This is a genomic window from Halorubrum lipolyticum DSM 21995 (genome assembly GCF_000337375.1).
Lineage (GTDB): Archaea > Halobacteriota > Halobacteria > Halobacteriales > Haloferacaceae > Halorubrum > Halorubrum lipolyticum.
This window is the reverse complement of the sequence record NZ_AOJG01000010.1, coordinates 75,589-99,618: the sequence shown is the minus strand read 5'-3', so window position 1 is coordinate 99,618 and position 24,030 is coordinate 75,589. Positions and strand designations below refer to the sequence as shown.

The 24,030-nt window shown below is 69.6% G+C and carries 28 protein-coding genes and 1 tRNA gene; 14 read left to right on the top strand and 15 right to left on the bottom strand.

The annotated features are described in order from the left end of the window. Positions 1-23: 23 nt before the first annotated feature. Positions 24-1,640, bottom strand: a complete 1,617-nt coding sequence (locus C469_RS04430) for a long-chain-fatty-acid--CoA ligase (protein ID WP_008004203.1) — start codon at positions 1,638-1,640, stop codon at positions 24-26. A 162-nt stretch (positions 1,641-1,802) separates the two neighbouring features. On the opposite strand from C469_RS04430, the gene C469_RS04425 reads away from it, so the two are divergent. The 3 genes from C469_RS04425 (at position 1,803) to C469_RS04415 (ending at position 2,984) form a co-directional block, all read left to right on the top strand. Further along, complete coding sequence (locus tag C469_RS04425) at positions 1,803-2,051, top strand: hypothetical protein (protein ID WP_008004202.1); 249 nt, start codon at positions 1,803-1,805, stop codon at positions 2,049-2,051. A gap of 116 nt (positions 2,052-2,167) precedes the next feature. Further along, positions 2,168-2,242: transfer RNA gene (locus C469_RS04420), tRNA-Met, on the top strand. A 130-nt stretch (positions 2,243-2,372) separates the two neighbouring features. Further along, positions 2,373-2,984, top strand: a complete 612-nt coding sequence (locus tag C469_RS04415) for a translation initiation factor IF-2 subunit beta (RefSeq protein WP_008004201.1) — start codon at positions 2,373-2,375, stop codon at positions 2,982-2,984. Positions 2,985-3,130: 146 nt separating this feature from the next. On the opposite strand, the gene C469_RS17125 is transcribed toward C469_RS04415, so the two are convergent. From C469_RS17125 to C469_RS04405, 3 genes are all read right to left on the bottom strand, one after another. Next, complete coding sequence (locus C469_RS17125; RefSeq protein ID WP_008004200.1) at positions 3,131-3,283, bottom strand: hypothetical protein; 153 nt, start codon at positions 3,281-3,283, stop codon at positions 3,131-3,133. A gap of 116 nt (positions 3,284-3,399) precedes the next feature. Further along, positions 3,400-5,769, bottom strand: coding sequence for an ATP-dependent DNA helicase (locus C469_RS04410; RefSeq protein WP_008004199.1), 2,370 nt, complete (start codon positions 5,767-5,769; stop codon positions 3,400-3,402). A gap of 102 nt (positions 5,770-5,871) precedes the next feature. After that, positions 5,872-6,528, bottom strand: a complete 657-nt coding sequence (locus tag C469_RS04405; protein WP_008004197.1) for an HAD family hydrolase — start codon at positions 6,526-6,528, stop codon at positions 5,872-5,874. 93 nt (positions 6,529-6,621) lie between these two features. Here C469_RS04405 and C469_RS04400 point away from each other — a divergent pair, with 93 nt between their 5' ends. Then, positions 6,622-7,074, top strand: coding sequence for a TIGR00725 family protein (locus tag C469_RS04400; protein ID WP_008004196.1), 453 nt, complete (start codon positions 6,622-6,624; stop codon positions 7,072-7,074). A gap of 17 nt (positions 7,075-7,091) precedes the next feature. On the opposite strand, the gene C469_RS04395 is transcribed toward C469_RS04400, so the two are convergent. Beyond that, positions 7,092-7,880, bottom strand: coding sequence for a hypothetical protein (locus C469_RS04395; protein ID WP_008004194.1), 789 nt, complete (start codon positions 7,878-7,880; stop codon positions 7,092-7,094). Between the two features lie 104 nt (positions 7,881-7,984). Beyond that, positions 7,985-9,028 carry a diphthamide biosynthesis enzyme Dph2 gene (gene dph2 / locus C469_RS04390; protein ID WP_008004192.1) on the bottom strand — a complete coding sequence of 348 codons (1,044 nt, stop codon included), beginning with the start codon at positions 9,026-9,028 and terminating at the stop codon, positions 7,985-7,987. Between the two features lie 144 nt (positions 9,029-9,172). On the opposite strand from dph2, the gene C469_RS04385 reads away from it, so the two are divergent. From C469_RS04385 to C469_RS04370, 4 genes are all read left to right on the top strand, one after another. Next, positions 9,173-9,835 (top strand): alpha/beta hydrolase, encoded by a 663-nt coding sequence (locus C469_RS04385; RefSeq protein ID WP_008004191.1) that lies wholly within the window; start codon positions 9,173-9,175, stop codon positions 9,833-9,835. A gap of 97 nt (positions 9,836-9,932) precedes the next feature. After that, complete coding sequence (locus C469_RS04380) at positions 9,933-10,325, top strand: YlbF family regulator (protein ID WP_008004190.1); 393 nt, start codon at positions 9,933-9,935, stop codon at positions 10,323-10,325. 648 nt (positions 10,326-10,973) lie between these two features. Continuing rightward, positions 10,974-11,648, top strand: a complete 675-nt coding sequence (locus C469_RS04375; RefSeq protein WP_187127438.1) for a MinD/ParA family ATP-binding protein — start codon at positions 10,974-10,976, stop codon at positions 11,646-11,648. 74 nt (positions 11,649-11,722) lie between these two features. Then, positions 11,723-12,370 carry an RAD55 family ATPase gene (locus C469_RS04370; RefSeq protein ID WP_008004188.1) on the top strand — a complete coding sequence of 216 codons (648 nt, stop codon included), beginning with the start codon at positions 11,723-11,725 and terminating at the stop codon, positions 12,368-12,370. Between the two features lie 25 nt (positions 12,371-12,395). Here C469_RS04370 and C469_RS04365 read toward each other — a convergent pair whose 3' ends face one another. Continuing rightward, complete coding sequence (locus tag C469_RS04365) at positions 12,396-12,656, bottom strand: hypothetical protein (RefSeq protein ID WP_008004187.1); 261 nt, start codon at positions 12,654-12,656, stop codon at positions 12,396-12,398. Positions 12,657-12,738: 82 nt separating this feature from the next. Next, complete coding sequence (locus C469_RS04360) at positions 12,739-13,674, bottom strand: FKBP-type peptidyl-prolyl cis-trans isomerase (RefSeq protein ID WP_008004186.1); 936 nt, start codon at positions 13,672-13,674, stop codon at positions 12,739-12,741. 116 nt (positions 13,675-13,790) lie between these two features. On the opposite strand from C469_RS04360, the gene cyaB reads away from it, so the two are divergent. After that, positions 13,791-14,399, top strand: coding sequence for a class IV adenylate cyclase (gene cyaB, locus C469_RS04355; RefSeq protein WP_008004185.1), 609 nt, complete (start codon positions 13,791-13,793; stop codon positions 14,397-14,399). A 34-nt stretch (positions 14,400-14,433) separates the two neighbouring features. On the opposite strand, the gene C469_RS04350 is transcribed toward cyaB, so the two are convergent. Next, positions 14,434-14,904 (bottom strand): MaoC family dehydratase, encoded by a 471-nt coding sequence (locus tag C469_RS04350; protein ID WP_008004183.1) that lies wholly within the window; start codon positions 14,902-14,904, stop codon positions 14,434-14,436. 128 nt (positions 14,905-15,032) lie between these two features. Between C469_RS04350 and C469_RS04345 the strand changes: the two genes are divergently transcribed. Continuing rightward, complete coding sequence (locus C469_RS04345) at positions 15,033-15,905, top strand: HpcH/HpaI aldolase/citrate lyase family protein (RefSeq protein WP_008004180.1); 873 nt, start codon at positions 15,033-15,035, stop codon at positions 15,903-15,905. A gap of 67 nt (positions 15,906-15,972) precedes the next feature. Next, on the top strand, positions 15,973-17,226 hold the full coding sequence (locus C469_RS04340; RefSeq protein WP_008004179.1) for a Glu/Leu/Phe/Val family dehydrogenase: 1,254 nt from the start codon (positions 15,973-15,975) through the stop codon (positions 17,224-17,226). Positions 17,227-17,251: 25 nt separating this feature from the next. Here C469_RS04340 and C469_RS04335 read toward each other — a convergent pair whose 3' ends face one another. The 5 genes from C469_RS04335 to C469_RS04315 all read right to left on the bottom strand — a co-directional run bounded on the left by C469_RS04335 (position 17,252) and on the right by C469_RS04315 (position 21,008). After that, positions 17,252-17,968: a diphthine--ammonia ligase gene (locus tag C469_RS04335; RefSeq protein WP_008004178.1), complete on the bottom strand. Its 717-nt coding sequence runs from the start codon at positions 17,966-17,968 to the stop codon at positions 17,252-17,254. A gap of 132 nt (positions 17,969-18,100) precedes the next feature. Beyond that, positions 18,101-18,670 carry a DUF7110 family protein gene (locus C469_RS04330; RefSeq protein ID WP_008004177.1) on the bottom strand — a complete coding sequence of 190 codons (570 nt, stop codon included), beginning with the start codon at positions 18,668-18,670 and terminating at the stop codon, positions 18,101-18,103. A gap of 212 nt (positions 18,671-18,882) precedes the next feature. Beyond that, entirely contained in the window at positions 18,883-19,227 is a 345-nt protein-coding gene (locus C469_RS04325; RefSeq protein WP_008004176.1) for a glutaredoxin family protein, read from the bottom strand. 88 nt (positions 19,228-19,315) lie between these two features. Beyond that, positions 19,316-19,951 carry a transcriptional regulator GfcR gene (gene gfcR / locus C469_RS04320; RefSeq protein WP_008004175.1) on the bottom strand — a complete coding sequence of 212 codons (636 nt, stop codon included), beginning with the start codon at positions 19,949-19,951 and terminating at the stop codon, positions 19,316-19,318. Then, entirely contained in the window at positions 19,938-21,008 is a 1,071-nt protein-coding gene (locus C469_RS04315; protein WP_008004174.1) for a glucose 1-dehydrogenase, read from the bottom strand. The genes gfcR and C469_RS04315 overlap by 14 nt, the downstream gene beginning before the upstream one ends. Before the next feature lie 106 nt (positions 21,009-21,114). Between C469_RS04315 and C469_RS04310 the strand changes: the two genes are divergently transcribed. Together C469_RS04310 and C469_RS04305 are read left to right on the top strand one after the other, a co-directional pair. Next, positions 21,115-22,011 carry an NRDE family protein gene (locus C469_RS04310; RefSeq protein ID WP_008004173.1) on the top strand — a complete coding sequence of 299 codons (897 nt, stop codon included), beginning with the start codon at positions 21,115-21,117 and terminating at the stop codon, positions 22,009-22,011. 56 nt (positions 22,012-22,067) lie between these two features. After that, positions 22,068-22,421, top strand: a complete 354-nt coding sequence (locus tag C469_RS04305) for a helix-turn-helix transcriptional regulator (RefSeq protein ID WP_008004172.1) — start codon at positions 22,068-22,070, stop codon at positions 22,419-22,421. A 32-nt stretch (positions 22,422-22,453) separates the two neighbouring features. Here C469_RS04305 and C469_RS04300 read toward each other — a convergent pair whose 3' ends face one another. Further along, the gene (locus tag C469_RS04300; protein WP_008004171.1) at positions 22,454-23,053 is read right to left on the bottom strand and encodes a hypothetical protein; all 600 of its coding nucleotides are present in this window, start codon (positions 23,051-23,053) and stop codon (positions 22,454-22,456) included. A 135-nt stretch (positions 23,054-23,188) separates the two neighbouring features. Between C469_RS04300 and C469_RS04295 the strand changes: the two genes are divergently transcribed. Continuing rightward, positions 23,189-23,707, top strand: coding sequence for a halocyanin domain-containing protein (locus tag C469_RS04295; RefSeq protein WP_008004169.1), 519 nt, complete (start codon positions 23,189-23,191; stop codon positions 23,705-23,707). Positions 23,708-24,030 lie beyond the last annotated feature (323 nt).

Here is a 24,030-nt window from a genome sequence, read left to right as displayed (position 1 = left end):
GGGCGGTCGCATCGTCGTTTTAATTATCCTTCCCCGACCATCCGGTCTTCCTCGTCCCACTCGCGCTCGCGCAGCTCGTACTTCTGGATCTTCCCGGTCGCCGTCGTCGGGAGCTCGGCGACGAACTCCACTTCGCCGGGCGTCTTGTAGTCGGCGACGCGCTCGCGGACGAACGACTTGAGCTCCTCGGGCGTCGCGCCCGCGTCGTCGGGGTCACCGCTCTCAGGGACGACGAACGCCTTCGGCGTCTCGCCCCACCGCTCGTCGGGCGCGGGGATGACCGCCACGTCGGAGACGACCTCGTGCTCGAAGAGGGTGTCCTCCAGCTCGATCGAGGAGATGTTCTCCCCGCCGGAGATGATGATGTCCTTCTTCCGATCCTGTATCGAGACGAAGCCGTCCTCGTCGACGACGGCCAGATCGCCCATGTGATAGTACCCCTCCAACCGCTCCGAGAACGCCTCCTCCGTGGCCTCGGGCTTGTTCCAGTAGCGGTCCATCACCTGGTTGCCGCGGACGACGATCTCGCCGATCGTCTCGCCGTCGGGGGCCACGTCCTCGCCGTTCTCGTCGACGACGCGCACGTCGGTCCCGAGGTAGCCGATCCCCTGCGTCTTCTTGACCGCGAACCGGTCGTCCGAGTCGGCGTCGTAGTGGCGCTTCGCGTCCGAGGTCGTCACGAGCGGCCCCGTCTCGGTCGCGCCGTACACGTGTTTGAGCTCCCAGCCGAACTCCTCCTCGACGGTGCGGATCGTCGCCTCCGGCGGCGCCGCGCCCGCGGTGGCGGCCCGCACCTCGTTGGCGCCGGTCGTCGCGCCGCCGTGTTCGGCGTGGTGGTCGCCGAGCATGTTGAGCACGGTCGGCGCCGCACAGAAGTACGACACGTCCTCGGTGCGGATCCGGTCGAACACGGCCTCGACGTCGACGCCGCGGGTACAGATGTGGCGGGCGCCCATCCCCGTGATCGCGTAGATGTGTCCCCACCCGTTGACGTGGAACATCGGGAGCGTCCAGAGGTAGACGTCGTCGTCGGTGATCTCTTGGTGGATGGTGATCAGGTAGGCGTGGAGCGTCTCGGCGCGGTGGGTGCGACAGACGCCCTTGGGGTCGCCCGTGGTCCCGGAGGTGTAGTTGATGGTGATCACGTCGTCCTCGTCCATCTCCGGGCGCTCGTAGCCGTCGGGGTCCGCGTCGGCGAGGACCTCGTCGAACGACTCCCAGTCGCCGTCGACCGCGTCGGCGTCGTTCGTGAGGAACGTCTCGGTCGGCACCTCGTCGCGGACCGCTTCGACGTTCGCGGCGTACTCGGCGTCGGCGTAGATGGCGTCGACCCCGGCGTCCGAGAGCATGTACGAGAAGTCGTCGGGCGTGAGCCGGTAGTTCAGCGGGGTGTGGATCGCGCCGACCTGCATGGCGCCGTAGGCGGCCTCCAAGTGGTAGTGGGTGTTCGGGTCCAACACCGCGACCCGGTCCCCCTTCTCGATCCCGCGCTCCTGCAGCGCGGCGGAGAACCGATCGGCGCGCTCCCCCAGTTCGGCGTAGGTGTACCGCGTCCCGTCAGTGGCGAGGACGGCCTCCTCGTCGGCGTAGTGGCGCCGGGCCCGGTCCAAGAAGTCCGTCGTCAGTAGCGGTTTTTGCATCAGTTGATCACTATCTATCATTCATAAAAGCGTTTGCGGCCGACGCAAGGCGGGCGCCCCCATCGCTTCGGCCGCAAGCGCCCCGATCACGCTCGCGTCGACGGCGATCGTCCCGGCCGCGTCCGCCTCGGGTTTTTAATCCGCCCTCCCCGACGTATCCGTATGAGCGACGGACCCGACCGAACTCCGTTCACCGACGGCTACGTGGTCCCGATCGCCGGGCTGATGGCGCTTCTCTTCGCCCTGATGGCGGGGTTGACCGCCCAGCGCGCACTCTCGGGGGATCCCGCCGACGCCGTGTTGCCGATCGGGTTCGCGGTCGGCGCGCTCGCCGCGCTCCGGCTCCGCCAGCGGTACGCGGCGGCGAGTGCCGACCCAGACGGCGACGCTCCCGACGACGAAAGCGCCTGACGGCCGCCGGCGACCGCGGGCGACTGCTCTGAGAAGTATTTAAACGGTTCGTGGACGAATCGCATACGGGCGACGGGATCAGAACCCTTAACAGTCGCACGCGGTTTTGATACGATAGCGGGATGGGATAGCCAGGAGATTCCGCCGGGCTCATAACCCGGAGATCGGTAGTTCAAATCTACCTCCCGCTACTTCTGGACGAACGCCACACGCCGAGTCGCGCGTTCGCTTCTCCCGCTCGTTCCTCGACCGGTAGTCGCGTCGCCGCCGTTCGATCCCGAACCCGGAAGCGATTTCCGTCGCGCCGCCGTCCGCTCGGACATGGACTACGAATCGAGCCTCGACCGCGCGATGGAGGAGGTTCCGGACCTGGGCGGCTCCGACGAGCGGCTGTCGGTCCCGGACCCGGAGACGCAGAAGGACGGCGCGTTCACCCGACTGACGAACCTCTCCGCGATCGCCGACGCGTTGAGCCGCGACCCCGAACACGTCCACTCGAAGATCCAGCAGGAGCTCGGCACCGCCGGCCAGTACGAGGACGGACGAGCCCGCTACAGCGGGAACTTCCGCGAGCGCGACTTCCAGGCCGCGGTCGATTCGTACATCGAGTCGTTCGTCACCTGCTCGGAGTGCGGTCTTCCGGACACTCGACTTGAGACCGAGAACCGCACCCCGATGCTCCGGTGTGAGGCCTGTGGGGCCTTCCGACCGGTCGCGAAGCAGAACACTTCGAACACGCAGCGTCAGGAGGAAGCGATCGAGTCCGGCAAGACGTACGAGCTCGAGATCGTCGGCACCGGCCGCAAAGGCGACGGCGTCGCCGAGCGCGGCGAGTACACGGTGTTCGTCCCCGGCGCACAGGAAGGCGAGACGGTCACGGCCTACATCAAGAACGTCTCCGGCAACCTCGCGTTCGCCCGCCGCGAGAACTGACGGGCCGACGGGGGAGACCCAGTCCTCCGCTTCCCGTTGTCGTGCCGTCTCGCTCTCCGTCGGCGCGCTGTTCTGCACCGACGGCTTTTCCGACTCGTTTCGGACGACAAACCGCGCCGGTACGGTCCCCGTCCGAACGACGCGAGCTAGCGAACTCGGCCGACTGCGACCCGATGGCCGGTCTCTGCGACGTGTTCGCGTTCGAGACTGTTCGCGTCGTCGACGACGTTGAACAGCTGTTCGAGCTGACACTCCCTGCAGACGACGTGGTACCGCTCTTTCGGTGTCGGTTGCTGCATGAGATCGGACGAGGGTTACGGAGCGTTAGTTACGAGCCTCATACCCGCGTCAAACGAAACGTTAAGCGAGTGGTAACCCCGACGGGCTTCCGGTCACCGTCTCCTCGCCTCGCGCCTCAATCGCTGCGGCTCCGCCGTTCGAACCGATCCAGCGCGAGTCCGAGCATGTCCGGGCTCACCGGCTGGTACTCCTCTCGCTCGTGTTCCGGGAGGTACGCTCGGACGCTGTTCCACGACTCGCGGGCGTACCGGGCGTCGAGGAGGACGCGGACGCCGCGCTCGTCCGGGCCGCGGATGACGCGACCGACGGCCTGTCGGGCCTTCCGGACCGCGGGCACGGTGAGCGCGGTCTCGAACCCCGACTCGAACCGGCGGTCGTAGGCGGTGATGACCGCCCGCGTCCGCGGTCGGGCCGTGTTGATGATCGGGACGCCACAGACCACTGCGGCCGACAGGCGGTCGCCGCGGTAGTCGACGCCCTCGGTGAGCGTCCCCCGGAGGCTGGTCACGAGGACCTTCCCCTCGCCCGCGAAGAAGTCGTCTTTCAGCGACTCCGTGGCGCGGTCGCCGGAGGACTCGTCGAGTAAGACGGGCTTGTCGAGCCGCTCCGAGAGTGACTCGGCCATCCACGTCGCCTCCGCGTAGCTGGGAGTTCCGACCAACACGTTTCCCTCGCGACCCGCCACCGCCGCAGTCGCGTCGAGGTGCGCGAGGCGCGTGTCGTTCTCCTCGCCGGGTGCCCCGCGGTTCTGGTGAGTGAATTTGGGCGCGTCGACCGCGAGGCTCGCGCGGTTCTCCGCGGGGAACGAGAGCCCGTAGGTGCGCTCGACGACCGGCCGCCCCCGCTCTTCGAGGTGGTCGAGGCCGGTCACCTCGCGGAACACGTCCATCGGCTCCAGCGTCGCGCTCATCAACACGCCGCCGCCGAACTCCGCGAGCCGATCGCCGATCGGTTCGCTCGGGAGACAGTTGTACAGCCCGAGACTCGCGTTGTACGCGCGTCGCCACGAGTCGGGCGGCGCCGTCTCGTCCCACGTCCGCTCCAAGTCGATCGCTCGGAAGAAGTCCTCGTGACCCTCGCGGTACCACGCGTTGAGGGTCCGCCCGACGCCCGGCGCGGCGCGCTTCTTGTCCTCGTCTTCGAGCGAGTCGAGCACGCGCTTGACGACCGCGCCGACCTGCTCCGCGCGGGCCCAGACGCGGTCGCCGTACCCCTCTCGCTTCGCCCACGTCGTGATCTCGTCTTCGGCCGGCTCCTCCGGGTCGCGGAGCGCGATCTCGTCGTCGTCGAGCGTCCGCATCGAGGCCCGCCAGTCGGGGCGATCGCGGTCCAGCCGCTCCGTCACGCGGCGGTCGAGCTCGCCACGGAGGTCGGCGTAGAACTCCCGAACCGCCTCGATCTCCTCGACGCTCACGTCGGCGTCCTCCAGCTCGCCGCGCACGAGCCCGGCGTCGTCCGACTCCGCGCCCGCCGTCTCGAACGAGAGCGGCTGGACGACGCGCGTGAGCTCGTTCTCGGCGTCGCGGAGGCTGGCGTCGGCGACCTGATCGCTCACGAGGTCGCGCACCCGCGGTTCGAGCATGTGCGCCTCGTCGCAGACGACGAACGTGGAGTCGTCCAACAGTGCGCCCGTGAACGTGCCCGTCGTCACGGGGTCGAACGCGTGGTAGTAGTTGCCGATGACGACCTCGACCTCGGGGACGAGCGCGCCCATGATCGAGTGCGGGCAGCTCCCGTGGCCGGCGGCGAGCCGGACCAGCTCCGTCGGGCCGACGTGGCCGAGTTCGGTCACGTCGAACGGGACCGCCTCCGCGGGGTCGCCGTCCTCCGGGAGGTCGTCGAGGAACCCGGCGTAGAACGGGCAGAACTCGGTGCCTTCGAACTCCTCCGTGTCCGGCCGGTACGGGGTCGGCTCGCCGTCGACGGCGAGGTAGTCGGCGCCGGGCGCGTCGCTCTCGCTCGCGCCGGCGCTCCCTCTCGAGCCCGAGTCCATCAGCCCGACCTGCTGGCTCCGCGCCTCGCTCACGAGGTTCGATGTCGTGGTCGCGCCGCCGTCGCCGACGAGGTTGCGGGTGCGCTCGCGGAGCCCCTCGCAGCGCTCGTACACGTTCTCGCGGTCGATCCCGCCGCGGTTCTCACGGGCGTACGGACACACGTCCGCCTTTCCGACGAGCGTGAGCCCGGAGACCGGGTCGTACCCGTCGGGGAGGCCCCCGTTGATCGTCTCGAGGTCCGTCTCGAACTGACGGAGCTGCTGTTTGACGCTCGTGAGGACGAAGACGCGCTCGAAGTCGGAGTCCGGGTCGCGGACGCGGTCGAGCCCGGCTGTGAGCGCGAGCATCGTCTTTCCCGTCCCGCACGCGCCCTCTAAGGCGAGGAAGCCGCCGTCCTCGGCGGCGTCGATCGCGGCGTCGATCCCGTCCGCCTGCTCGGGGTACGGCTCTGCGTGGCCGAAGATGTCGGTCCACGGCGGGGCGTCTGTCACTGTGGCGGCGTAGCTCCCGATCGGAGTTAAACCTTGAGAGAGCGGTGCCGGGCAGGGCGGCCGGCCGGGTCGCGGTCAGCGCGGCGACCCGAACCGGCGACCCTAGCCGACGATGTCGTGGAGGTCGGAGAGCCGCTCGATCTCCCAGGTGGGCCAGACGTTCAGCTCCCAGTCGCGGCGGTGCGGACGACGGATGAACGCGGAGTCGATGCCCGCGTTCTCGGCGGCGCGCACGTCCGACTCGTTGTCGCCGACGAACAGCGCGTTGCCGGCGTCGAGGTCGCCGAGCGCCTGCTCGATGTAGTGGGGGTTCGGCTTGCGGAGCTGGAGCGAGTGGATCGTTGGTTCGCGGCCGTAGGCGGCCCCGAACCGCTCGAAGCCGTCGAAGTGTTCGACGAGGAAGTCGACGGTGGCCTGCTGGTTCGAGGAGACGATCCCCATCTCCACGTCGAGGCTCTGCAGCTGGTCGAGGTCGTCGTAGGGAGTCTTGCGCCCCTCGCGCGCCTCCTGCTGTTGGGCCTTCGAGACCACATCGTCCCGGGTCCGCCAGAACGACCCCGGATCGAGGTCGTACGTCTGGCAGACGGTCCCCACGCTGCCGGGGGTCGCACCGATGGTCATGCGCTCTACGTCGTCCGGATCGGGCTCCTCGACGCCGCACTCCTCGAACGCGTTCCGGGTCGCATCCCGGAGCACGTCGAAGCGCGTGCGGCCCACGAGGACACCGTCGTTGTCGAACACGACGGTATCGTACGTCATAGGGAGTGTCGACGCTCAGCACTTAAAAGGGTTTCACCAACATCGCGACACGTACGGCTCCCATTTATATACGTCCGACCCGCGTCCCGCGGTATGCGCGTCAGTGTCATCGGGGGGAGCTCGGTCCCGCCCGAGACGGCGGCGGTCGCCGAAGCGCTCGGAGAACGACTCGCGAACCGCGGTCACACCGTGGTCTGTGGCGGCCTCGGCGGCGTGATGGAGGCCGTCTGCCGCGGCGCTGCGGACGCCGGCGGAGAGACGATCGGTATCCTTCCGACCGACCGCCGCGCGGACGCGAACCCGCACGTCACGGTACCGATCGCGACGGGGCTCGGCCACGCCCGCAACGCGCTCGTGGTGCTGAACGGCGACGCCGCGATCGCGGTCGACGGCTCGCACGGCACGCTCTCGGAGATCGGGATGGCGCTCGCGCACGGGCGCGCCGTCGCCGGGATCGACACGCACGACATCGAGGGCGTGGATGCGATGGCCTCGCCCGCGGACGCCGTCGACTACGTGGAACGGGAGGTCGAGGCGACTCGGTGAGCGGTCCGTCCCCGACGCTATCGCTCGCGCCCGGCCGGGTCGGTCTCGTCGGACGCGTCACTCCCCGCCGCTCGCTCGTTCGCCTCCGCCTCGCGCTCGGCGTCTAACGCCGCGATGTTGCGGAAGCGGTCGGGAGCGTCGTCCGAGCCCTCATCGGCGGCGTCCTCGTCGACGGCGTCCGGACCGCGCGTCGAGCCGCCGGATCCCCCGTACCCGCCCGCGTCGACGGAGCCGTAATCGCGGTCGAACCGACCGTTCGCGATCCAGAGCGCGAGGTAGCCGAACCCCATCGCGCCGACGACGAACCTCGCGAGTCCGCCGAGGACGGGAACGAGGTCGAGCCCCGCCCACGCGACCGCGCCGACGACGAGGTCGGGCCCGCGCCCGCCCGCGGCCCCTCTCCCGAGCATCGATCGGATCCACGCGCCGAGCCCCATTGCGGAGACGGCCGTCCCGCCGAAGCTGAGGATCGCGAGGACGATCACTGCGGGGACGACGACGATGAGGCCGATGATGGTGATCGCGAGTGCGAACATCGCGACGGCGACCGCCACGTACGCCGCGACTCCGTAGACGAACGCCTCTCCGGGCTCCGCTCGGAGGTATTCGACGCCGCCGTCGGTGAAGTCGGGAGCGACCGTCGAGACGACCACGCTGACGAGAGCGACGCCGACGGCGGTCACGACGAACTCGACGGCCGCCGATCCGAGGAGTTCCAAGCCGGTCCACTGCGGCGGACGATCGAGCGCGGGACCGGTCGCGGCGACCACGCGCCGGAGGAGGGACGCAACCTGTGTCGGGACCATGCGCGGAGATCCCTCTCACGAGTGAAACCCTTTCTCCATTCGGGGAGCGCAAAACCGACCGGGTCCGCGGCCGCCGAGGTGTCAGCGGCTCCGTGTCGCGCCGCTCACCAGGTGTCGTGAAACGTGTCGAACTCGATCGAGTCGAGCGGCTTCTCGCCGATCGCCGCCTCGTACTCGCCCGGCGTCAGCATGGGCTTGTGGAACCGCGGGCCGTCGTCGGTCGTGATCCGGGGGCAGCCGGTGTTGACGAACGCGTCCATGTCGAAGTTGCGGAGGCGGTCCGGCGTCACCTCGTCCATCGTGATCAGGTAGGCGTTCTCGTTGTTCTCGACGATCTCCTGGGCCTTCTCCCAGCGGCCCTGGCCGATCTTCGTACAGAAGATGACGCCCCACTTCTCGGCGCCCATCGCCTTGTGGACCGAGGCGTAGCGCTGCTTGAGGAACTGGTCGTGCTCCGCGACCGAGACCGCGTTGTTGACGGGGTCGGCGATGACGACGCGCTTGTCCGGGTGTTCCATCGCGAGCCCCACCGGGTGGAACTTCCCGCCGCCGACGTACAGCACCTGCTCGGCGTCGATGTCCGCGGAGGCGTAGTTGCAGCCGAGCACCTGCCCCTCCTTCGTGAGCCGGTCGTCGCCGCGGCGGGTGTGGACCTCGTAGCCGCGCTCCTCCAGCCAGCCGGTCATCTCCTCGAACCGGTTCATGTGCTGGGCCGTCGTGACGAGCCCCACGTCGGCGTCCTCCTCCGGAGCCGTGAGTTCCTCCTCGAGCGCGTCCTCCATGATCGGGAAGGGGTCGACGTTCGAGAACAGCGGGACGTAGACGATGCTGTCGGACTCCTTCATCGGCGTGTGGCCGAAGTGGACGAACACGTCCGTCCGACGCATCAGGTACGTGTCGAGGTCGCAGGCGCCGTAGCAGGGCTGTCCGGACAGCATGAAGGTCACGTCGTCGGGCGCGACCTCGCGGAGGTCGTCGGCGACCTTCGGGCCGCGGCGCTTGAGCCCCTCGGGGAACTGGAGGCCGACCTTCGAGGCGTCGCGCTCCTCGATCGCCTCGACGATCCGATCGAGTTCGTAGTCCCACTCGCGGTCGTGTTTCAGGGCCATCCCCGTCTTCGTGAGGTCGCCCTCCGTGGAGCCGCTCATGAACGCGAATTACGCGGGGGGACGGTTAAACGGCGCGCTCGACGCTCATCCTCGTGATCGTTCGGGATCGAGCGGGGCCGTGAGTCCGCGCCCGCGCTGCCGCGGCCGACGGATACAACCCCCGAGCCGACGAACGCGGGACGCATGACCGAGATTCCGCTGGAACACGTCCACGTCGCGCCCGACGACGAGTCAGAGAGTGCCCCCGCCGTCTTCGTGTTGCACGGCCGGGGCGCCGACGAGGAGGACCTGCTGCCCGTCGCGCGCCACCTCCCGGACGGACTTCACGTCGTGAGCCTGCGCGCGCCCGACCCGCTGCAGGGCGGGTACACGTGGTACGAGCTCGACCTCTCCGGCGGCGGCCTCGAGGCGAGCCAGCCCGACGCGGCGGACTTTCGGCGGAGCCTCGATCTGGTCGGTGAGAGCGTCGACGCCGCGGTCGACGAGTACGGCCTCGACCCCGCCCGGCTCGGCCTGCTCGGGTTCAGTCAGGGGGCGATCACGAGCCTCTCGCTCGCGTTGGAAGAGCCGGACCGCTACGCGTGGGTCGTCGCGCTCCACGGCTACCTCGCGGACGCGCACGCCGACCTCGACCCGGACGGGATCGAAGGGAAGCCGGTGTTCGTCGGCGCGGGCTCCGGGGACCGCGTGATCCCGGAGTCTCGGTCGGCCGCGGCGGCCGACCGGTTCGACGAGATCGGCGCCGCCGTCACCCGAGGAAGCTATCCGGGCGGTCACGGCATCGGCCAGCAGGAGCTGAGCGACGTGGTCGCGTTCGTGGAGTCGCGGGTCGCGCAGGAGGAGTGAGCCGGAGGCCGAGATCGGGGGTCACGGACGCCCGCCCGACCCCCGGAGACACCCCCGGCTCCGGCAGGTTGAAACCGATCCGTCCCGACGATCGGGTATGAGCGTCGAACAGGCCTCCCCCGACGAACAGGCCGCAATCGAGGACCTCGGTCGCGAGCTCGGCGAGCGCATCGCCCAGACACCGGAGTACGAGCGGTTCGAGTCGGCCCGCGAAGCGGTGCAGCGCGACGAGGCGGTCCAAGCGAAGATCGACGAGTTCGAGCAGCTCCGCGCGGAGTTCATGCAGGCCCGAGAGACCGGACAGGCGACGAACTCCGGGCTTCAAAAGGTACAGGCGGCCCAGGACGAACTCCACTCGATGCCCGTCATGAGCGAGTTCCTCGACGCCCAAGCGGAGCTGACCGATACCCTCGAAACGGTGAACGAGGCCATCTCGGAGCCGCTCGCGGTCGACTTCGGCGGCGAGGCCGGCGGCTGCTGTCAGGACTGAGCCGTTCGGTTTCGATCCCGTCCCACCGGCTCTGTTGAGGCCCTGCTCTCCAGACGTATTCCTGTCCGAAACCGCTGATCGACGAAGAGCGGTTCTTGATCGATGGCGGGAGTACGTGGATCACTGTGGTGAAGTAGTTGTTTATAAGTCGGGTTGAGGTGTTGCCGTCGGCTGTTTATACGTCGTCGACGACGCGGTGACGACCTCCAAAGCCCCAGCCGCTGCGCGCGGCGCACGCTCGCTGCGGTCCTCGGTCACTCACTTCGCTCGTTCCCTGCGGTCCTTACGTCGCCTGCGCCGCGCGCAGCGACTGCCCCTTTGAGTCCCACCCCCTCCCGCACAGCACCGCACCTCACACCTCCCCAGCCTCGTCGCTGGCGCCGACGGCGCCAGCGACTCCCTCGCACCGTCGGTTCGCGGCCTGTCGGCCGCTCACCGGGGCGCGCCACCGCAGTACGCTTATAAGTAACCGCTGCTACCACTCACGGTCGTTTAAGTGCGATATCGCCGCCATCGATCTGAAACGTCCACTCCCACTATCTCTCGCCGGTGTTCCTGCACTGAACGATTGAAGTGGACAACTTCACCTGCTGAGGGTTTCGGCGAAGCGTCCGACCCTTTATCAGCGATAGCGACGCAACCCGCCCCGTGATAGCCGTGGCCGGCGGAAAGGGCGGAAGCGGAAAGACGACCACCACGCTGGGGCTCGCGCGGGCGCTCTCGCGGCGGGGCGCGCCCGTCGTCGCCGCCGACGCCGACTGGGACCTCCCGAACCTCGCGCGGCTGGCGAGCGCGACGGACGGGGACCGCGAGCCCGCCGCGAGCGCGCCGACCGTGATCGACGCCATCCGGCCCGACGGTGAGCTCCGTCCCGATCGGCGGGCGCCGACGGTCCTTGCGGCGCCCGACGACCCCGGAGACGTCGACGCCGGAAGCGTCCTCAGCGCACTCGCCGAGACGGTCCCCGACGACTCCCCGACCCTCCTCGACTGTCCGGCGGGGGCGTCGCCCGACGCCGCGGCGCCGCTCCGGGTCGCCGACCGGTGTCTCATCGCGACGCCGCTTCGACGCGCGGCGCTCCGAGACGCCGCCAAGACCGCGGCGCTCGCTCGCCGGCTGGACTGTCCCCCGCTCGGCGTCGTCGCCGTCCGGGCCGAGTCGGTTCCGGCGGGGGTGGAAGACCTGCTCGGCTGTCCGGTGCTCGGGCGGATCCCCCCCGCTGAACCCGAACCCCTGTCAGCGACCTCGGTGCGGGCGGCGTACGACGACCTGGCGCGTCGGATCGTCGACGCGCACGGGGCGGACCGCTGGCGGGTCGCGTGAACGTCGGCCCCGGTTCGCGTCGGGCGCTCGCCCCCCACCGACAGAGCCAAACCTCCGGAGCCGGCAGCGGGTGTATGGAGACGCTTCCGACCGGGATCTCCGTGCTGGACAGAGAGTTCGGCGGCGGGCTCCCGAGCGGCAGCGTCGTCGTGTTGAAGGCGGACCCCGCGAGTCAATCGGAGCTGATCGTGGACCGATTCTCGCGCCCGCGGAAGTGTCGCTACCTCACGACGGTGCGCTCGGCCGACGCGGTCGAGGCGAGCCTCGTCCTCGACGGAGCGAGCGGGAGCGACGACGGTGTCGAGGGCGGAGACAGGAAGACCGTCGTCGAGGAGACGGACCGCGAGGACCCGATCGGCGACGTGCTGGCGGCCGCGGCCGACCTCCCAGAGCGCGCCACCCTCGTCGTCGACTCCGTCGAGCCGCTGGAGGCGGTCGACCGGTCGCGGTACGCCTCGTTCCTCACCGACCTCCGCGGGCGCGTCGCCGACGCCGGCGGCATCGCGGTGATACACGCGTTTAAAGGCGAAAGCGGGGACAACCGCGTCGTCACCGAGCAGATCGCGGACGTGGTCTTCGACCTCCGGACGACCGTGACCGGGACGGAGATCGTGAACCGACTGATCGTTCCGAAGTTCCGCGGCGGCGCGGCGCTCGAAGAACCCCTCAAGCTGAAGCTCACCGACACGGTCTCGGTAGACACGAGCCGCGACATCGCCTGACCCGGACGCGGCTGACTCTCTCCCCTTATACCACCGACGCCGCAGCGACGACGATGACGCCGACGAGCACTGCGACCGCCGCCCAGTTCCGCGGTCTGTCGAGCGAACCGTACGGTCCGCCCTTCCGCGAGAAGAGGTAGCCAGCGTAGACGACCAGCGGCGCCAGTGTCGGCAGCGTCGACACGTCCACGACGCCGGCGACGCCGGACAGAAGCGCTATCGCGATCGTCGCGCCTCCGGCGCTCGCGGCGACGACGAGGTCGTCGCGCGCACGTTCGATCTCCATGTCTCTCAGTGCGTCGACCGCAGTTCAAAAGGGATCGGTTCGCGTTCGCACGGCACCTCTGCGGGTCCGGCCGCGGTCCGGTTTACTCGTCGTCGATCTCGTCGTCGATCTCGTCGACGATCTCGTCGGCGTCGACGTCGACGTCTTCGAGCGCCTCCTCGATGTCGCCGGCACCGGCGCCGCCCATGCCGCCCATCATGCCGCCGAGACCGCCCATGCCGCCGCCTTCGATGACCTCCTCGACCACGACGCGGTCGAGGTCGAGCCGACCCATGAGGTCCTGCGCGATCTGCTGTTTCTGGAACATCCACTGCTGGTTCATCTGCATCGCCTGCGTGGCCGTCACGTAGAGAACGTCCTTCTCGACCTCTTCGGTCTCGACGACCTCCTCCCCGTCGTCGTCCTCGGTGACGGTCTCCTCTTCCTCGGTGACCGTCTCGATCCGGACCTCGGGCGCCTCCTGGAGGTACATCCCGAGCATGCCGGCGGCCTGCTGCTCGCGGTCGTCGATCTGCTCGAGGATCTCGTACTCGTACTCGAGGTCCTCGCCGGCCAGCGGGTGGTTGAAGTCGACGCGGGCGCGGCCCCCGATGATCGTCTCGAGGTAGCCCTGGCGGTTGTCGATCTGGACCTGCGCGCCGGGGTAGCGGCTGTCCTCGGGGATCTTGTCGGCCTTGACGGTCTCGACCTCGTCGGGGTCGTACGCGCCGAAGGCGTCGTCGGCTGGCACGTCCACGACGCCCTCGTCGCCGACCTCGGCGCCGATGAAGGCCTCGTCGACGGACGGGAACACGTGACCCGCGCCCAGCGCGATGACGCGCGGTTCGAACTCGTGCTCCTCGGTGTCGATTTCCGCGTCCTCGGCGACCTCCTCGTCGGTGGTGTCGATGACGCGGTCGTCGTCGGCGGTTCGGATGGTGTACGCGACTCGCACGAAGTCGCCGTCGGCGAGTCCCTCGGTCTCGGTCTCGGCCTCGTCTGCGTCCTCGGCCGCGTCCGCTTGCTCCTGGTCGCTCATACCCAGAAGGTTTCCTGTTACACCCTTAAGGCGCACGGTTCGACACGGCGACGACCGCACCGCTCGGGAGTCAGCATCCCGCGGCGCTTAAGAACCGTCCCGGCGGACCCGGTGGTATGTACGAGGTCGAGATCAAGGTGCCCGCCGAGGCCGACGCGGTCAGGGAACGGCTGCGCGAGGCCGGTGCCGAACGCGTCGACGCCCGCCGCCAGCGGGACGCGTACTACGACGCGCCGCACCGCGACTTCGCCGAGACGGACGAGGCGCTCCGGATCCGGCGCGAGAGCCCGCTCCCGGCCGAGGCGCCGCCCGACTCCCCGAACGACGGCCGGAGCGACGAGGCGTCGACCGCGGAAACGACGAAAGTCACTTATAAAGGGCCGCTGCTCGACGAGGGGTCGAAGACGCGCGTCGAACACGAGACCGCCGTCGACGACGGCGAGGCGATGGCCGGCGTACTCTCGGGGCTCGGCTTCGAGCCGGCCGCGGTCGTCGAGAAGCGCCGCGAGTTCTGGTCGTTCGCGGGGTTCACCGTGACTCTCGACGCGGTCGACGGCGTCGGCGAGTTCGTCGAGATCGAGCGCGAGGTCGACGACGAAGGAGCGATCGAGGCCACCCGCGACGAGGCGATGGAGGCCCTCGACCGCCTCGGGCTCGACGGCGACTCGCAGGTCCGCACGTCGTATCTCGGCCTGCTGCTGGCCGGCGACGACGGGGGGAACTGAGTCGCTCCGCGGTCGCCGACTCGCCGTCGGCCGGCTACTCCCCGTCGTTCGGCCGCTTCTCCGAGAGCACGGTCCGGTCGAACTCGCAGACGAGCACGTCGTCGCCCTCCTCGACGGTCTTGAACGCCTCCACGTGCATCGTGACGACGCCGCGCTCGCCGTCGCTCGTCTCGCGCTTGTCCGTGACGGTCGACCGCGCGCGAATTGTGTCGCCGTGGAACACCGGATTCGGGTGCTCGACGCTATCGTACGAGAGGTTCGCGACGATGGTGCCGTCGGTCGTCTCCGGGATCGACACGCCGACCGCGAGCGACATGGTGTACAGGCCGTTGACGAGCCGCTCGCCGAACTGCGTCCCCTCGGCGAAGTCGGCGTCGAGGTGGAGCGGCTGCTGGTTCATCGTCATGTCGCAGAACCGCTGGTTGTCGGCCTCGCTCACCGTTCGTCGCGTCGCGTGCTCGATCGTCTCGCCGACCGCGAACTCCTCGTAGTAGCGTCCGGGCATGGCGCCACCGTCGGCGGGCGGCGTCAAATCGCTACCGTTCCGTCGGGCGCGCGGCGCGTCGGGCGACGAACCGACCGGTCGCCGTCGCCGTCGCGACGATTTATGTCCGTGGGTGCGGACCGCCCGACATGGCCCGACGAAGCCTGCTGTTCTCTCCCGGCGACCGCCCGGAGCTCATGCGCAAGGCCCCCGGCGCCGGCGCCGACGTGATCTGTTTCGACCTCGAGGACGCGGTCGCGCCCGACCGGAAGGCCGAGGCCCGGGAGCACGTCCGCGCGGTCCTCACGGACCCCGACTTCGACCCGGACGCGGAGGTGTGCGTCCGGCTCACGGCCGCCGAGCCGGCGGTCGACCTCGACGCGCTGGTGGGTGCCGGAGAGCAGCTCGCGGTCGACCGGCGGGCCGATCCGCGCCTCGACGCGGTCATGCTCCCGAAGGTCGAGTCGCCCGACCGCGTCGAGGAGGCGGCGGCGCTCTGCGCGGACCGCGGGCTCGACCCGGCCGCGTTCGCGCTGGTCGAGACGGCGGCAGGGGTCCTCTCGGCCGAGTCGATCGCGGCCGCCTCAGCGACCGACGCGCTCGTCTTCGGCGCCGAGGACCTCGCGGCCGACGTGGGCGCGACCCGCACCGACGAGGGGACCGAGGTGTTGTACGCCCGCGAGCACGTCGTCCTCGCGGCCGGCGCGGCCGACGTCGACGCGATCGACACGGTGTACACCGACTTCTCCGATACGGACGGGCTCCGCGACGAGGCCGCGTTCGCGCTCACGCTCGGCTACGACGGGAAGCTCGCGATCCACCCGGCCCAGGTCGACCCGATCAACGCGGCGTTCACGCCGGACCCCGAGGAGGTCGAGTGGGCCGAGGCGGTGCTCGACGCCCGCGACGCAGCGGACCGAGAGGGACGGGCCGTCTTCCAGGTCGACGGCGAGATGATCGACGCCCCCCTGATCGCGCAAGCGGAGCGGATCGCCGAGCGCGCCGCCGCGAGCGATCGGTAGGACACCGGTCGGGACAAGAACCGAACCGTCCGCCACAGTTAACCTCGACCCCTCGGGAGACAGAGGTATGGCCGACCAAGCCAATCCCTTCGAGAGCCTTCAAGAGCAGGTCGACGACGCCGCGGCGTTCCTCGACGCGCCCGCGGGCGTCCTCGACCGTCTGAAGAACCCCGAGCGCGTGCTGGAAACGAACCTCACGTTCGAGCTCGACGACGGCTCGCTGGAGACGGTCCGGGCGTATCGATCGCAGTTCAACGGCGACCGCGGGCCGTACAAGGGCGGCATCCGGTATCACCCGGGCGTCAGCCGCGACGAGGTCAAGGCGCTGTCCGGGTGGATGGCGTACAAGTGCGCCGTCGTCGACGTCCCGTACGGCGGCGGGAAGGGCGGAATCGCGATCGATCCGGCCGACTACTCCGAGTCCGAACTGGAACGGCTCACCCGCTCGTTCGCGAAGGAGCTCCGCCCGCTGATCGGCGAGGACCGCGACATCCCCGCGCCCGACGTCAACACCGGTCAGCGGGAGATGAACTGGATCAAAGACACCTACGAGACCCTCGAAAACACGACCGCTCCCGGCGTCATCACCGGGAAGGCGCTCGACTCGGGCGGCAGCGAGGGGCGCGTCGAGGCGACCGGCCGCTCCGTCGCGCTCGCCGCGCGGGAGGCGTTCGACTGGCTCGACCGCGACCTCGCGGGCGCGACGGTCGCCGTCCAGGGGTACGGGAACGCGGGTTCGGTCGCCGCCGCGCTGCTCGACGACCTCGGCGCCGACGTGGTCGCGGTCTCCGACTCCTCCGGCGGCATCCGCGCGCCCGACGGGCTCGACCCGCGTGCCGTGAAAACCCACAAGGCGGAGACCGGCTCCGTCAGCGGGTACGGCGACGCGGCGGCGCTCACGAACGAGGAGCTGCTGACGCTCGACGTCGACCTCCTCGTTCCGGCCGCGCTGGAGAACGCGATCGACGGCGACCTCGCGACCGACGTGCGCGCCGACGTGGTCGTCGAGGCCGCGAACGGGCCGCTCACCCCGGACGCGGACGACGTGCTCGTCGATAAGGACGTGTACGTCGTCCCCGATATCCTCGCCAACGCCGGCGGCGTCACCGTCTCGTACTTCGAGTGGGTCCAGAACCGACAGCGGTTCTACTGGACGGAAGAGCGGGTGAACGAGGAGTTAGAGCGTGTGATCACCGAGGCGTTCGACGGCATGGTTGACGCGTACGGGGCCCGCGACACGCCGAACCTCCGGACCGCGGCGTACGTCGTCGCCATCGACCGGATCGTCGACGCGTACGACCAGGCCGGTAACTGGCCGTAACCCGGAGCGCCCGGAGCGACGACCCCTACTCCAAGCGCGCGTCGCGGATCTCGACGTGGCCGCGGTCGCCCTCCCAGACCGCGTCGTACTCGATGTCGATCCGGCGGTCCATATGTGGCCCGTCGACGACGTACGTCTCGAACTCGCCGCCCTCGCCGAGTGGGTGGACCCCGTACTCCTCGCGGAGGTCGACGAGGTCGGCGAGCGCGTCCGCGTCGTAGCGTCGGCCGAGCCACGACTCGTCGAGTCCGTAGGCGGCCACCTGCACGATCCGGATCTCGAAGCCCGCGTCGAACATGGCCTCGGCGAGCGCGACCGGGTCCTCCTGCCACAGCGGCGCGAAGAGCCCGATATCGAGCCGGTCGCACATCCCCTGAATACGGTTCGTCTGGAACTCGCTCTCGACCGCGCCGGCGGTGACGCCCGCGAGGTCGAACCCCTCCTCGGCGGCCGTCTCGCGGAGCGCCGCCTCCATCGGCTCCAACTCGGCGTCTCCCTGCGCGCCCGCGTCGTCGACGTCGTCGGCACCGAAGTCGTCGGGCGACACCTCGACGAGGTCGATCCCGACGCTCTCGGCCGCGAGTTCGGCGAGCTCGGTCGCCGGCGTGTGGTACATGTACGAGTCGCCAGCGGGGTGAATCGTCAGGAGCCGCGAGACGTCGAGGCCCTCCTCCAGCGCGCGGTACAGCGCCCACGAGGAGTCCTTCCCGCCCGAGAAGAGGCTCACCCAGTCGTCTGTCATTGGCGGTGGAAGGCTCGGCGCGCCTAAAGCGTCGGCGGTCCGCGACGCCGTCGCTGGACGGGTGAACGACGGGACGCGAGAGAAATCGGTCGGCATCGCACCGGACCGAACCGGACCGGACCGGACCGGACCTCAGTCCGAGATGAACTCGTTGTCGCGCCAGTTGACGCCGCCGTCGCCGTCGCCCGCCCCCTGCGGGCTCTCGACGACCTCGATGCTCGCGGGACGCGGTTCGCCCTCGACGATGCGCGTCGCCTCCAGCTCCCCGTCCTCTTCGGTGATCGCGGTCAGCGTCCCCTTCTCCGAGAGGGTCGCGATCTCGCGCAACACGAGGAACATCGGGTACTGGAGCGCGGAGTTCTGGAGGACGGTCTCGCGGTCGCCCTTGAAGCAGGCGAACTCGACGAGCTCGGAGGGGATCTCTTCCTCCTCGTCGTCCATCCACTGCGGGCCGCCGGCGCGCGGGGGCTCTTCCTCCCACACGCGCGTCTCCGTGACCGACGCCTTCAGCTGGGCGGTCGGCGTGTACTTGCTGATTGACTCGTCGTCGGACAGGGCCTTGATGATGAGGGTGTTGTTTCGACGCGTGATGTCGATGTCGTCGATCTCCGGCGGGAGGTCGGGATCTTCTTCGAAGTACGTCTCCACGTCTTCGAGTGGCAGTTCGAGCGTCGAATGAAGTCTGAACACGCGGCCTGTCATTGTTGGTTGGGTGAGATGGGTCGAGCCGATCGACACGGCGGCAGCGGCGACTGCTGCACCTACCCTACCTAGGGTCCGTAGGTTTATATCGCCTGCCCTTCGACCTTCGAGGTTAGGATTCGACTACGCCGCGAAAAACGAGGGCCGTGAGCCTCCGTCGGCGTCGGTTTGGGCGGATCGCGGAGGGACTACTCGGGCGGATCCCGGCGGAGCTACTCGGCGCCCAGCTCGGCGGCCAGCTCGCCGCGCTCGTCGAGCTCCGCCAGCACGTCGCTTCCGCCGACGAACTCACCGTCGACGAACGTCTGGGGGATGGTCTCCCAGCCGCTGCGGGACTCGAGCGCCTCGCGGTAGTGGGGCAGCGCCGGAAGTACGTCGACGGTCTCGAACTCCTCGACGTGCTGGCCGATCAGCTCGACCGCGCGCTGCGAGTAGCCGCACTGCGGCATCAGGCGGTTCCCCTTCATGAAAAGCACCACGTCGTTGTCGGCGATCGCCTCCTCGACTCGGGCCGCGATCTCGTCGGGCTCGGCGTCGGTCTCGGGTTGGAACGTCATGGAGAGCCGTACGCGCCGGCGACGCAAATGGGTTCCGCACGGGATCGACGCGACAGGGAGGCGTGGCCGGTGGCGGCTCGCGAGCGACTCACTCCTCGCGGTCGACGCGCACCACGTCGACGAGCGAGTACACGGGGACGTCGTCGATCTCGTCGTACCCGCGCTTGTCGACGAGCACGACGCACGCGACGGGCTCGCCGCCCTGCTCGCGGATCGCGTCGATCGACTCGCGCATCGTCGTCCCCGAGGTGATGATGTCGTCGACGACGTAGCAGTCGCGGTCGCGGATGGCGGCGAAGTTGCGCGAGAAGCCGCCGCCCTGTTCGTCGATGTCGCCCTCTTCCCACTGGTGTTTCGCGGGCGCGTACGTCCCCAGGTCCGTGTCGAGCTGGTTCGCGACCGCGGTCGCGAGCGGCGCGCCGGCCTTCTCGATACCGACCGTCAGGTCGACATCCTCGCCCTGCTTGGCCAGCAGGTCCGCCATCGCGCTCGCCGCGTACCGGAGCCGCGTCGAGTCGCGCCCGAGGGCCGACCAGTCGACGTGGATGTCGGCCGTCGTGGTCGACGCCGCCGTCTCGGCGCCGGTGTCGTTCCCGCCGGCGCGCTCGACGAGCCAGCTCGCGGTCTCCCGCGAGACGTTCAGTTCGTCGGCGATTTCGCCCTTCGAGAGGCCGTGTTCCGCGAGCTCGGCCGCGCTGTCTATCAGGTCGTCAACGTTCTTCATATGCGTCGAATTCGACCGCCGTTTTAATAGTCGTGTCGTCATCCGCGAACGCGGCCTCGAACTCGTCGAGCCCGTAGACGCCCGTGACGAGATCGCCGAGGAATCCCTCGGAGAAGCGGGACAGCGAGTCGACGGCGGCCTCGAAGTGCTCGTAGCCGGAGTTGACGCTCCCGACGAGCGCCTTGTTGTGGAGGACGAACTCCCGGTGGAGCCGCCCGCCGTCGATCTCGAACTCCCAGTCGCCCGGGACGCCGAGCAGCGCGCCGACCCCGTTTGGCGCGAGCGCCTCGATCGTCTCGAAGGCGTGGGGCGCGTAGCCGGTCGCCTCGAAGACGAAGTCCATCGGCTCGTGGGCCTCCGGCACCGACGGCACCGGCGTCTCGGTGGAGTTGACGTAGGTCGCGCCGAGCGACTCGATGATCTCGATCGTCGGGTCGGGGCGCTCGCGGCGGCCGAGACAGTAGAGTCGGTCGAACTCCTCGTCGAGGACCGCGACGGTCAACAGTCCGAGCGAGCCGTTACCCAGGATCAGCGCCGACTCCGGCTCCCAGTGGAACGCCGACCGGCTGGCGTGGGCGTGTTCGATCGCCTTCTCCGCGATCGAGACGGGCTCGACGAGGAACCCCCACTCGGTCAGCGCCGGCGGGATCTCGACCAGGAACTCCGCGGGGCTGGTGAAGTACTCCGCCATGAACCCGTGGGCGCCGACGATGCCGCGCTCGTGGTACCGACCCTCCGGCGCCATGTCGGGCTCGCCGCGAGCGAAGTACTCGTTCGCCCCGTTCGGCGGTCGCCGGACCGTCGGCACCACGACGTCCCCGACTTCGAACGGCGTGTCGTTCGGGTCCTCGATCACGCCGACCGCCTCGTGGCCCAACACGAGGTGGTCCTCTCCCTCGGGAGCGCCCCCGTGGCCCCCGGCGATGACCTCGTGGTCAGTCCCGTCGACGCCGACCCGGAGAGTTCGGACGAGCGCCTCTCCGGGCGCCGGCTCCGGCCGCGGCTTCTCTGTAACGACCGGTTCGTCTTCCCCGTCGTACACGGCGATCGCTTTCATGTCCCGGTCTTGGCGGCCAGCCACCAAAAGATTTCTTTTATTGTGAGTAAAGACTCGCGCACCTGCCGACCGCGGGTTTTTCCTCGTCTCCCGCCCGATCACCGCCGTGTGCACCCTCACGCTCGCGTGGCGAACCTTCGGTGACGCGCCGATCGCGCTCGCCGCGAACCGCGACGAGGCGCTGGAGCGGCCGTCCGAGCCCCCGGCGCTTCGCGGGAACGACGGCGACGGCGGCGATACCGGCGACGGCGGCGATACCGGCGACGGCACCGACACCGGCGACGGCGGCGATACCGGCGACGGCGGCGATACCGGCGACGGCACCGACACCGGCGACGGGTACGTCGCGCCCCGCGACGCGGAGGCCGGCGGGACGTGGATCGGGCTCTCGGGGTCGGGGGTCGTCGCTGCGGTCACGAACCGCTGGCTCGACGCCGACCGCGAGGGCGACCGGTCCCGCGGCCTGCTCGTCCGCGACTGCCTGACGGCAGACTCCGCGGAGGACGCTGTTCGAACGGTCGAGCGCGACCTCGAAACCCGGTCGTACGACGGGTTCAACCTGGTGCTCGCCGACGAGACCGCCGCCTTCCTCCTCTCGTACGACGGCGGGCTGACGATCACCCGCCTCGACCCCGGTGTCCACGTCGTCGGCAACGTCGGCGGCGTCGTCAACGGCGTCGAGCGGTTCGCGGTCCCGGAGCGCCGACGGGAGTTCGGCGCGGAGCGCGCCGACAGCGCCAGAGCGGTCGCGGCCGCGGTTTCGCCCCGCCCCGGCGAGTCGAGCGGGGAGTGGCTCGACCGCGCGAGCGCCGTGCTCGCGGACCACGAGTACGGCGCCTGCCTCCACGGCGACGGCTTCGGCACCCGGTCGTTCACGCGGATCCGAACCGACTCCGACCCCGGAGTGGCTCCCGAGTTCGCGTACGCCGACGGGCCGCCCTGCGAGACCCCCGCGGAGCCGGTGTCCCTGCCGGCGGGGTTCGGACCCGGCGGATCGGCGTAGCGGCGGCGACGGCGCGGAAAGCCAGTTTTAAGCGACTCGCGGGCGCCCGGTACTGTATGAGCGTGTCCGAACTCGAGGCCGACCTCTCGGAGGACGAACGCGCCGGCCTCGAACTCATCCGCGAGACCGGTGGCATCCACCAGAGCGACTTCTGGAAGGAACTCGACGTCTCCTCGCGGAAGGGGAGCCGGATCGCGGAGGCGTTAGAGGAGTCCGGGCTCATCCAGCGCTCGGACACCGTCTACAACGGCCACAACACCTACTACCTCGAACCCGCGCCCCGCGACTTGGACTTCTCGCTGCTCATGGCCGGCGACATGCTCTCGCCGTTCATCGGGGAGGAGGAGGTCGACGCGCAGGCGGACGCCTTCTCGCAGTGGATGATGAACCTCGCGTACGAGGAGTACTGAGCCGACCGCCGGGTCGCCGTGCCCGGATACCCCTATTCTGCACCCTCCGGGTCGATCACGTCGTCGTCGACCCGCCGAATGCTCTCCGCCAGCCGGGAGCCGTCGGGCACGGCCTTTAAAAACGCCGGCGAGCCGAACGGCGCGTCCCCGTTGACCGACACCATCCCGAGGTCGGCGGGGTCGCCGTCGAGTCCGGTGAGAAACGCGACCGTCCGCGCCGCGGGCACGTCGTCGACCCGCGCCGCCGCGTCGACGGAACCGTACAGCGACCGGTGGGTCGCGACGTGATAGACGCAGGTGGGGGTCGGCGCGAAACAGAGGCGGAACCGCGCGCCCGGCTCGGTGCGTCCGAGCTTGGGGCGAAGCGCGTGGCTCGCGTCGGCGTGGAAGTACCGTTCCATCCGGCGGTACTGCCGGAGGACCTCGTTGGCGCCGGTCGCGCGCCGCACCGCCGCGTCGCCCTTGAGCTCGATGACGTGGTCGACCCGCTCCGGCGCGCGAACGCGGACGTACACGTCGACGACCCCGCGACGACCCTCGGCGTCGTACGGCTCCTCCAACCGGATCTCGGGGTCGTCGTGGACCGCCGTGTAGTGGTCGACCACGCGCGTCGCCAACTCGTCCTCTCGCATGAGTCGACCACGGCGGCGCCCGCGAATAAAGCCGCCGACGGCGGGGCGTGTCGTCGGCCTACGCGGCGGCCGGCAGTTCTCGTCGCACGGGGTTCATCAAGGGGTTTGTAAGGCTCGAACCCCTACTCGATAGTGATGTCTGATAGACTGTCTAGACGACGGTACGTCGCCGGAACCGGAGCCGCGCTGACCCTGGGAACGCTCGCCGGCTGTTCCGGCGGCGGGGACGGCGGTGACGGCTCGGACGGGTCTGACGGGTCGGACGGCGGCGGGTCGCCCGCCGACGACGTCCCGAACGAGATCGACGAGTACCTCTCCGACGCCCGGATGTACGACGGGACGATCATGGACTACACCGGGCAGGACGAGGTCACGGTCGCGGTCGGCGCCGGCGACGTGGGGTTCGCCTTCGATCCGGCGGCGATCCGGATCGACTCCAGCACGACCGTCGTCTGGGAGTGGACCGGAACGGGCGGCGCGCACAACGTCGTCTCCGACGAGGGCTCCGAGTCGGACTTCGACAGCGGGACCTCCGTCGACGAGGAGGGCGAGACCTTCGAGCAGTCGTTCGACAACACCGGGATCCAGCTCTACTACTGCAACCCCCACCGAGGGAACGGGATGCTCGGCGCCATCGAAGTCGTCGAAGCGTAACTCGGCCACCGATCGCGGTTCGGTTTTTGCGAGACGGGCACCGCCGAACCCCGTAGCGGTCGCTGCGGACATCTCGACAGCGGTCGCTGCGGACACAGCGGCGCTCGATAGCGGGAGTGAGTGGTACAGACCGCTCGCGCTCGTGTTGTCCTTCGCGAGCTCGATCGACGCCTCGACGGCGTCGCTGCTGGTGAGGCCGCCGAAGACGAACCGGTTGCTGCCGCCGAGGCTCCCGGGCGCGAACCGGTCGAGCTTGTCGACGGGCTCCCGGACGCCCTCGCTGACATAGGGGTTCGCGTGGACGAGAGCGTCGAGTCGGAGAC

Excerpts from the sequence above, each read along its gene's own strand:
- C469_RS04430 (WP_008004203.1), bottom strand. The coding sequence starts at position 1,640 with ATGCAAAAACCGCTACTGACGACGGACTTCTTGGACCGGGCCCGGCGC.
- C469_RS04425 (WP_008004202.1), top strand. The coding sequence starts at position 1,803 with ATGAGCGACGGACCCGACCGAACTCCGTTCACCGACGGCTACGTGGTC.
- C469_RS04415 (WP_008004201.1), top strand. The coding sequence starts at position 2,373 with ATGGACTACGAATCGAGCCTCGACCGCGCGATGGAGGAGGTTCCGGAC.
- C469_RS17125 (WP_008004200.1), bottom strand. The coding sequence starts at position 3,283 with ATGCAGCAACCGACACCGAAAGAGCGGTACCACGTCGTCTGCAGGGAG.
- C469_RS04405 (WP_008004197.1), bottom strand. The coding sequence starts at position 6,528 with ATGACGTACGATACCGTCGTGTTCGACAACGACGGTGTCCTCGTGGGC.
- C469_RS04400 (WP_008004196.1), top strand. The coding sequence starts at position 6,622 with ATGCGCGTCAGTGTCATCGGGGGGAGCTCGGTCCCGCCCGAGACGGCG.
- C469_RS04395 (WP_008004194.1), bottom strand. The coding sequence starts at position 7,880 with ATGGTCCCGACACAGGTTGCGTCCCTCCTCCGGCGCGTGGTCGCCGCG.
- dph2 (WP_008004192.1), bottom strand. The coding sequence starts at position 9,028 with ATGAGCGGCTCCACGGAGGGCGACCTCACGAAGACGGGGATGGCCCTG.
- C469_RS04385 (WP_008004191.1), top strand. The coding sequence starts at position 9,173 with ATGACCGAGATTCCGCTGGAACACGTCCACGTCGCGCCCGACGACGAG.
- C469_RS04380 (WP_008004190.1), top strand. The coding sequence starts at position 9,933 with ATGAGCGTCGAACAGGCCTCCCCCGACGAACAGGCCGCAATCGAGGAC.
- C469_RS04370 (WP_008004188.1), top strand. The coding sequence starts at position 11,723 with ATGGAGACGCTTCCGACCGGGATCTCCGTGCTGGACAGAGAGTTCGGC.
- C469_RS04365 (WP_008004187.1), bottom strand. The coding sequence starts at position 12,656 with ATGGAGATCGAACGTGCGCGCGACGACCTCGTCGTCGCCGCGAGCGCC.
- C469_RS04360 (WP_008004186.1), bottom strand. The coding sequence starts at position 13,674 with ATGAGCGACCAGGAGCAAGCGGACGCGGCCGAGGACGCAGACGAGGCC.
- cyaB (WP_008004185.1), top strand. The coding sequence starts at position 13,791 with ATGTACGAGGTCGAGATCAAGGTGCCCGCCGAGGCCGACGCGGTCAGG.
- C469_RS04350 (WP_008004183.1), bottom strand. The coding sequence starts at position 14,904 with ATGCCCGGACGCTACTACGAGGAGTTCGCGGTCGGCGAGACGATCGAG.
- C469_RS04345 (WP_008004180.1), top strand. The coding sequence starts at position 15,033 with ATGGCCCGACGAAGCCTGCTGTTCTCTCCCGGCGACCGCCCGGAGCTC.
- C469_RS04340 (WP_008004179.1), top strand. The coding sequence starts at position 15,973 with ATGGCCGACCAAGCCAATCCCTTCGAGAGCCTTCAAGAGCAGGTCGAC.
- C469_RS04335 (WP_008004178.1), bottom strand. The coding sequence starts at position 17,968 with ATGACAGACGACTGGGTGAGCCTCTTCTCGGGCGGGAAGGACTCCTCG.
- C469_RS04330 (WP_008004177.1), bottom strand. The coding sequence starts at position 18,670 with ATGACAGGCCGCGTGTTCAGACTTCATTCGACGCTCGAACTGCCACTC.
- C469_RS04325 (WP_008004176.1), bottom strand. The coding sequence starts at position 19,227 with ATGACGTTCCAACCCGAGACCGACGCCGAGCCCGACGAGATCGCGGCC.
- gfcR (WP_008004175.1), bottom strand. The coding sequence starts at position 19,951 with ATGAAGAACGTTGACGACCTGATAGACAGCGCGGCCGAGCTCGCGGAA.
- C469_RS04315 (WP_008004174.1), bottom strand. The coding sequence starts at position 21,008 with ATGAAAGCGATCGCCGTGTACGACGGGGAAGACGAACCGGTCGTTACA.
- C469_RS04305 (WP_008004172.1), top strand. The coding sequence starts at position 22,068 with ATGAGCGTGTCCGAACTCGAGGCCGACCTCTCGGAGGACGAACGCGCC.
- C469_RS04300 (WP_008004171.1), bottom strand. The coding sequence starts at position 23,053 with ATGCGAGAGGACGAGTTGGCGACGCGCGTGGTCGACCACTACACGGCG.
- C469_RS04295 (WP_008004169.1), top strand. The coding sequence starts at position 23,189 with ATGTCTGATAGACTGTCTAGACGACGGTACGTCGCCGGAACCGGAGCC.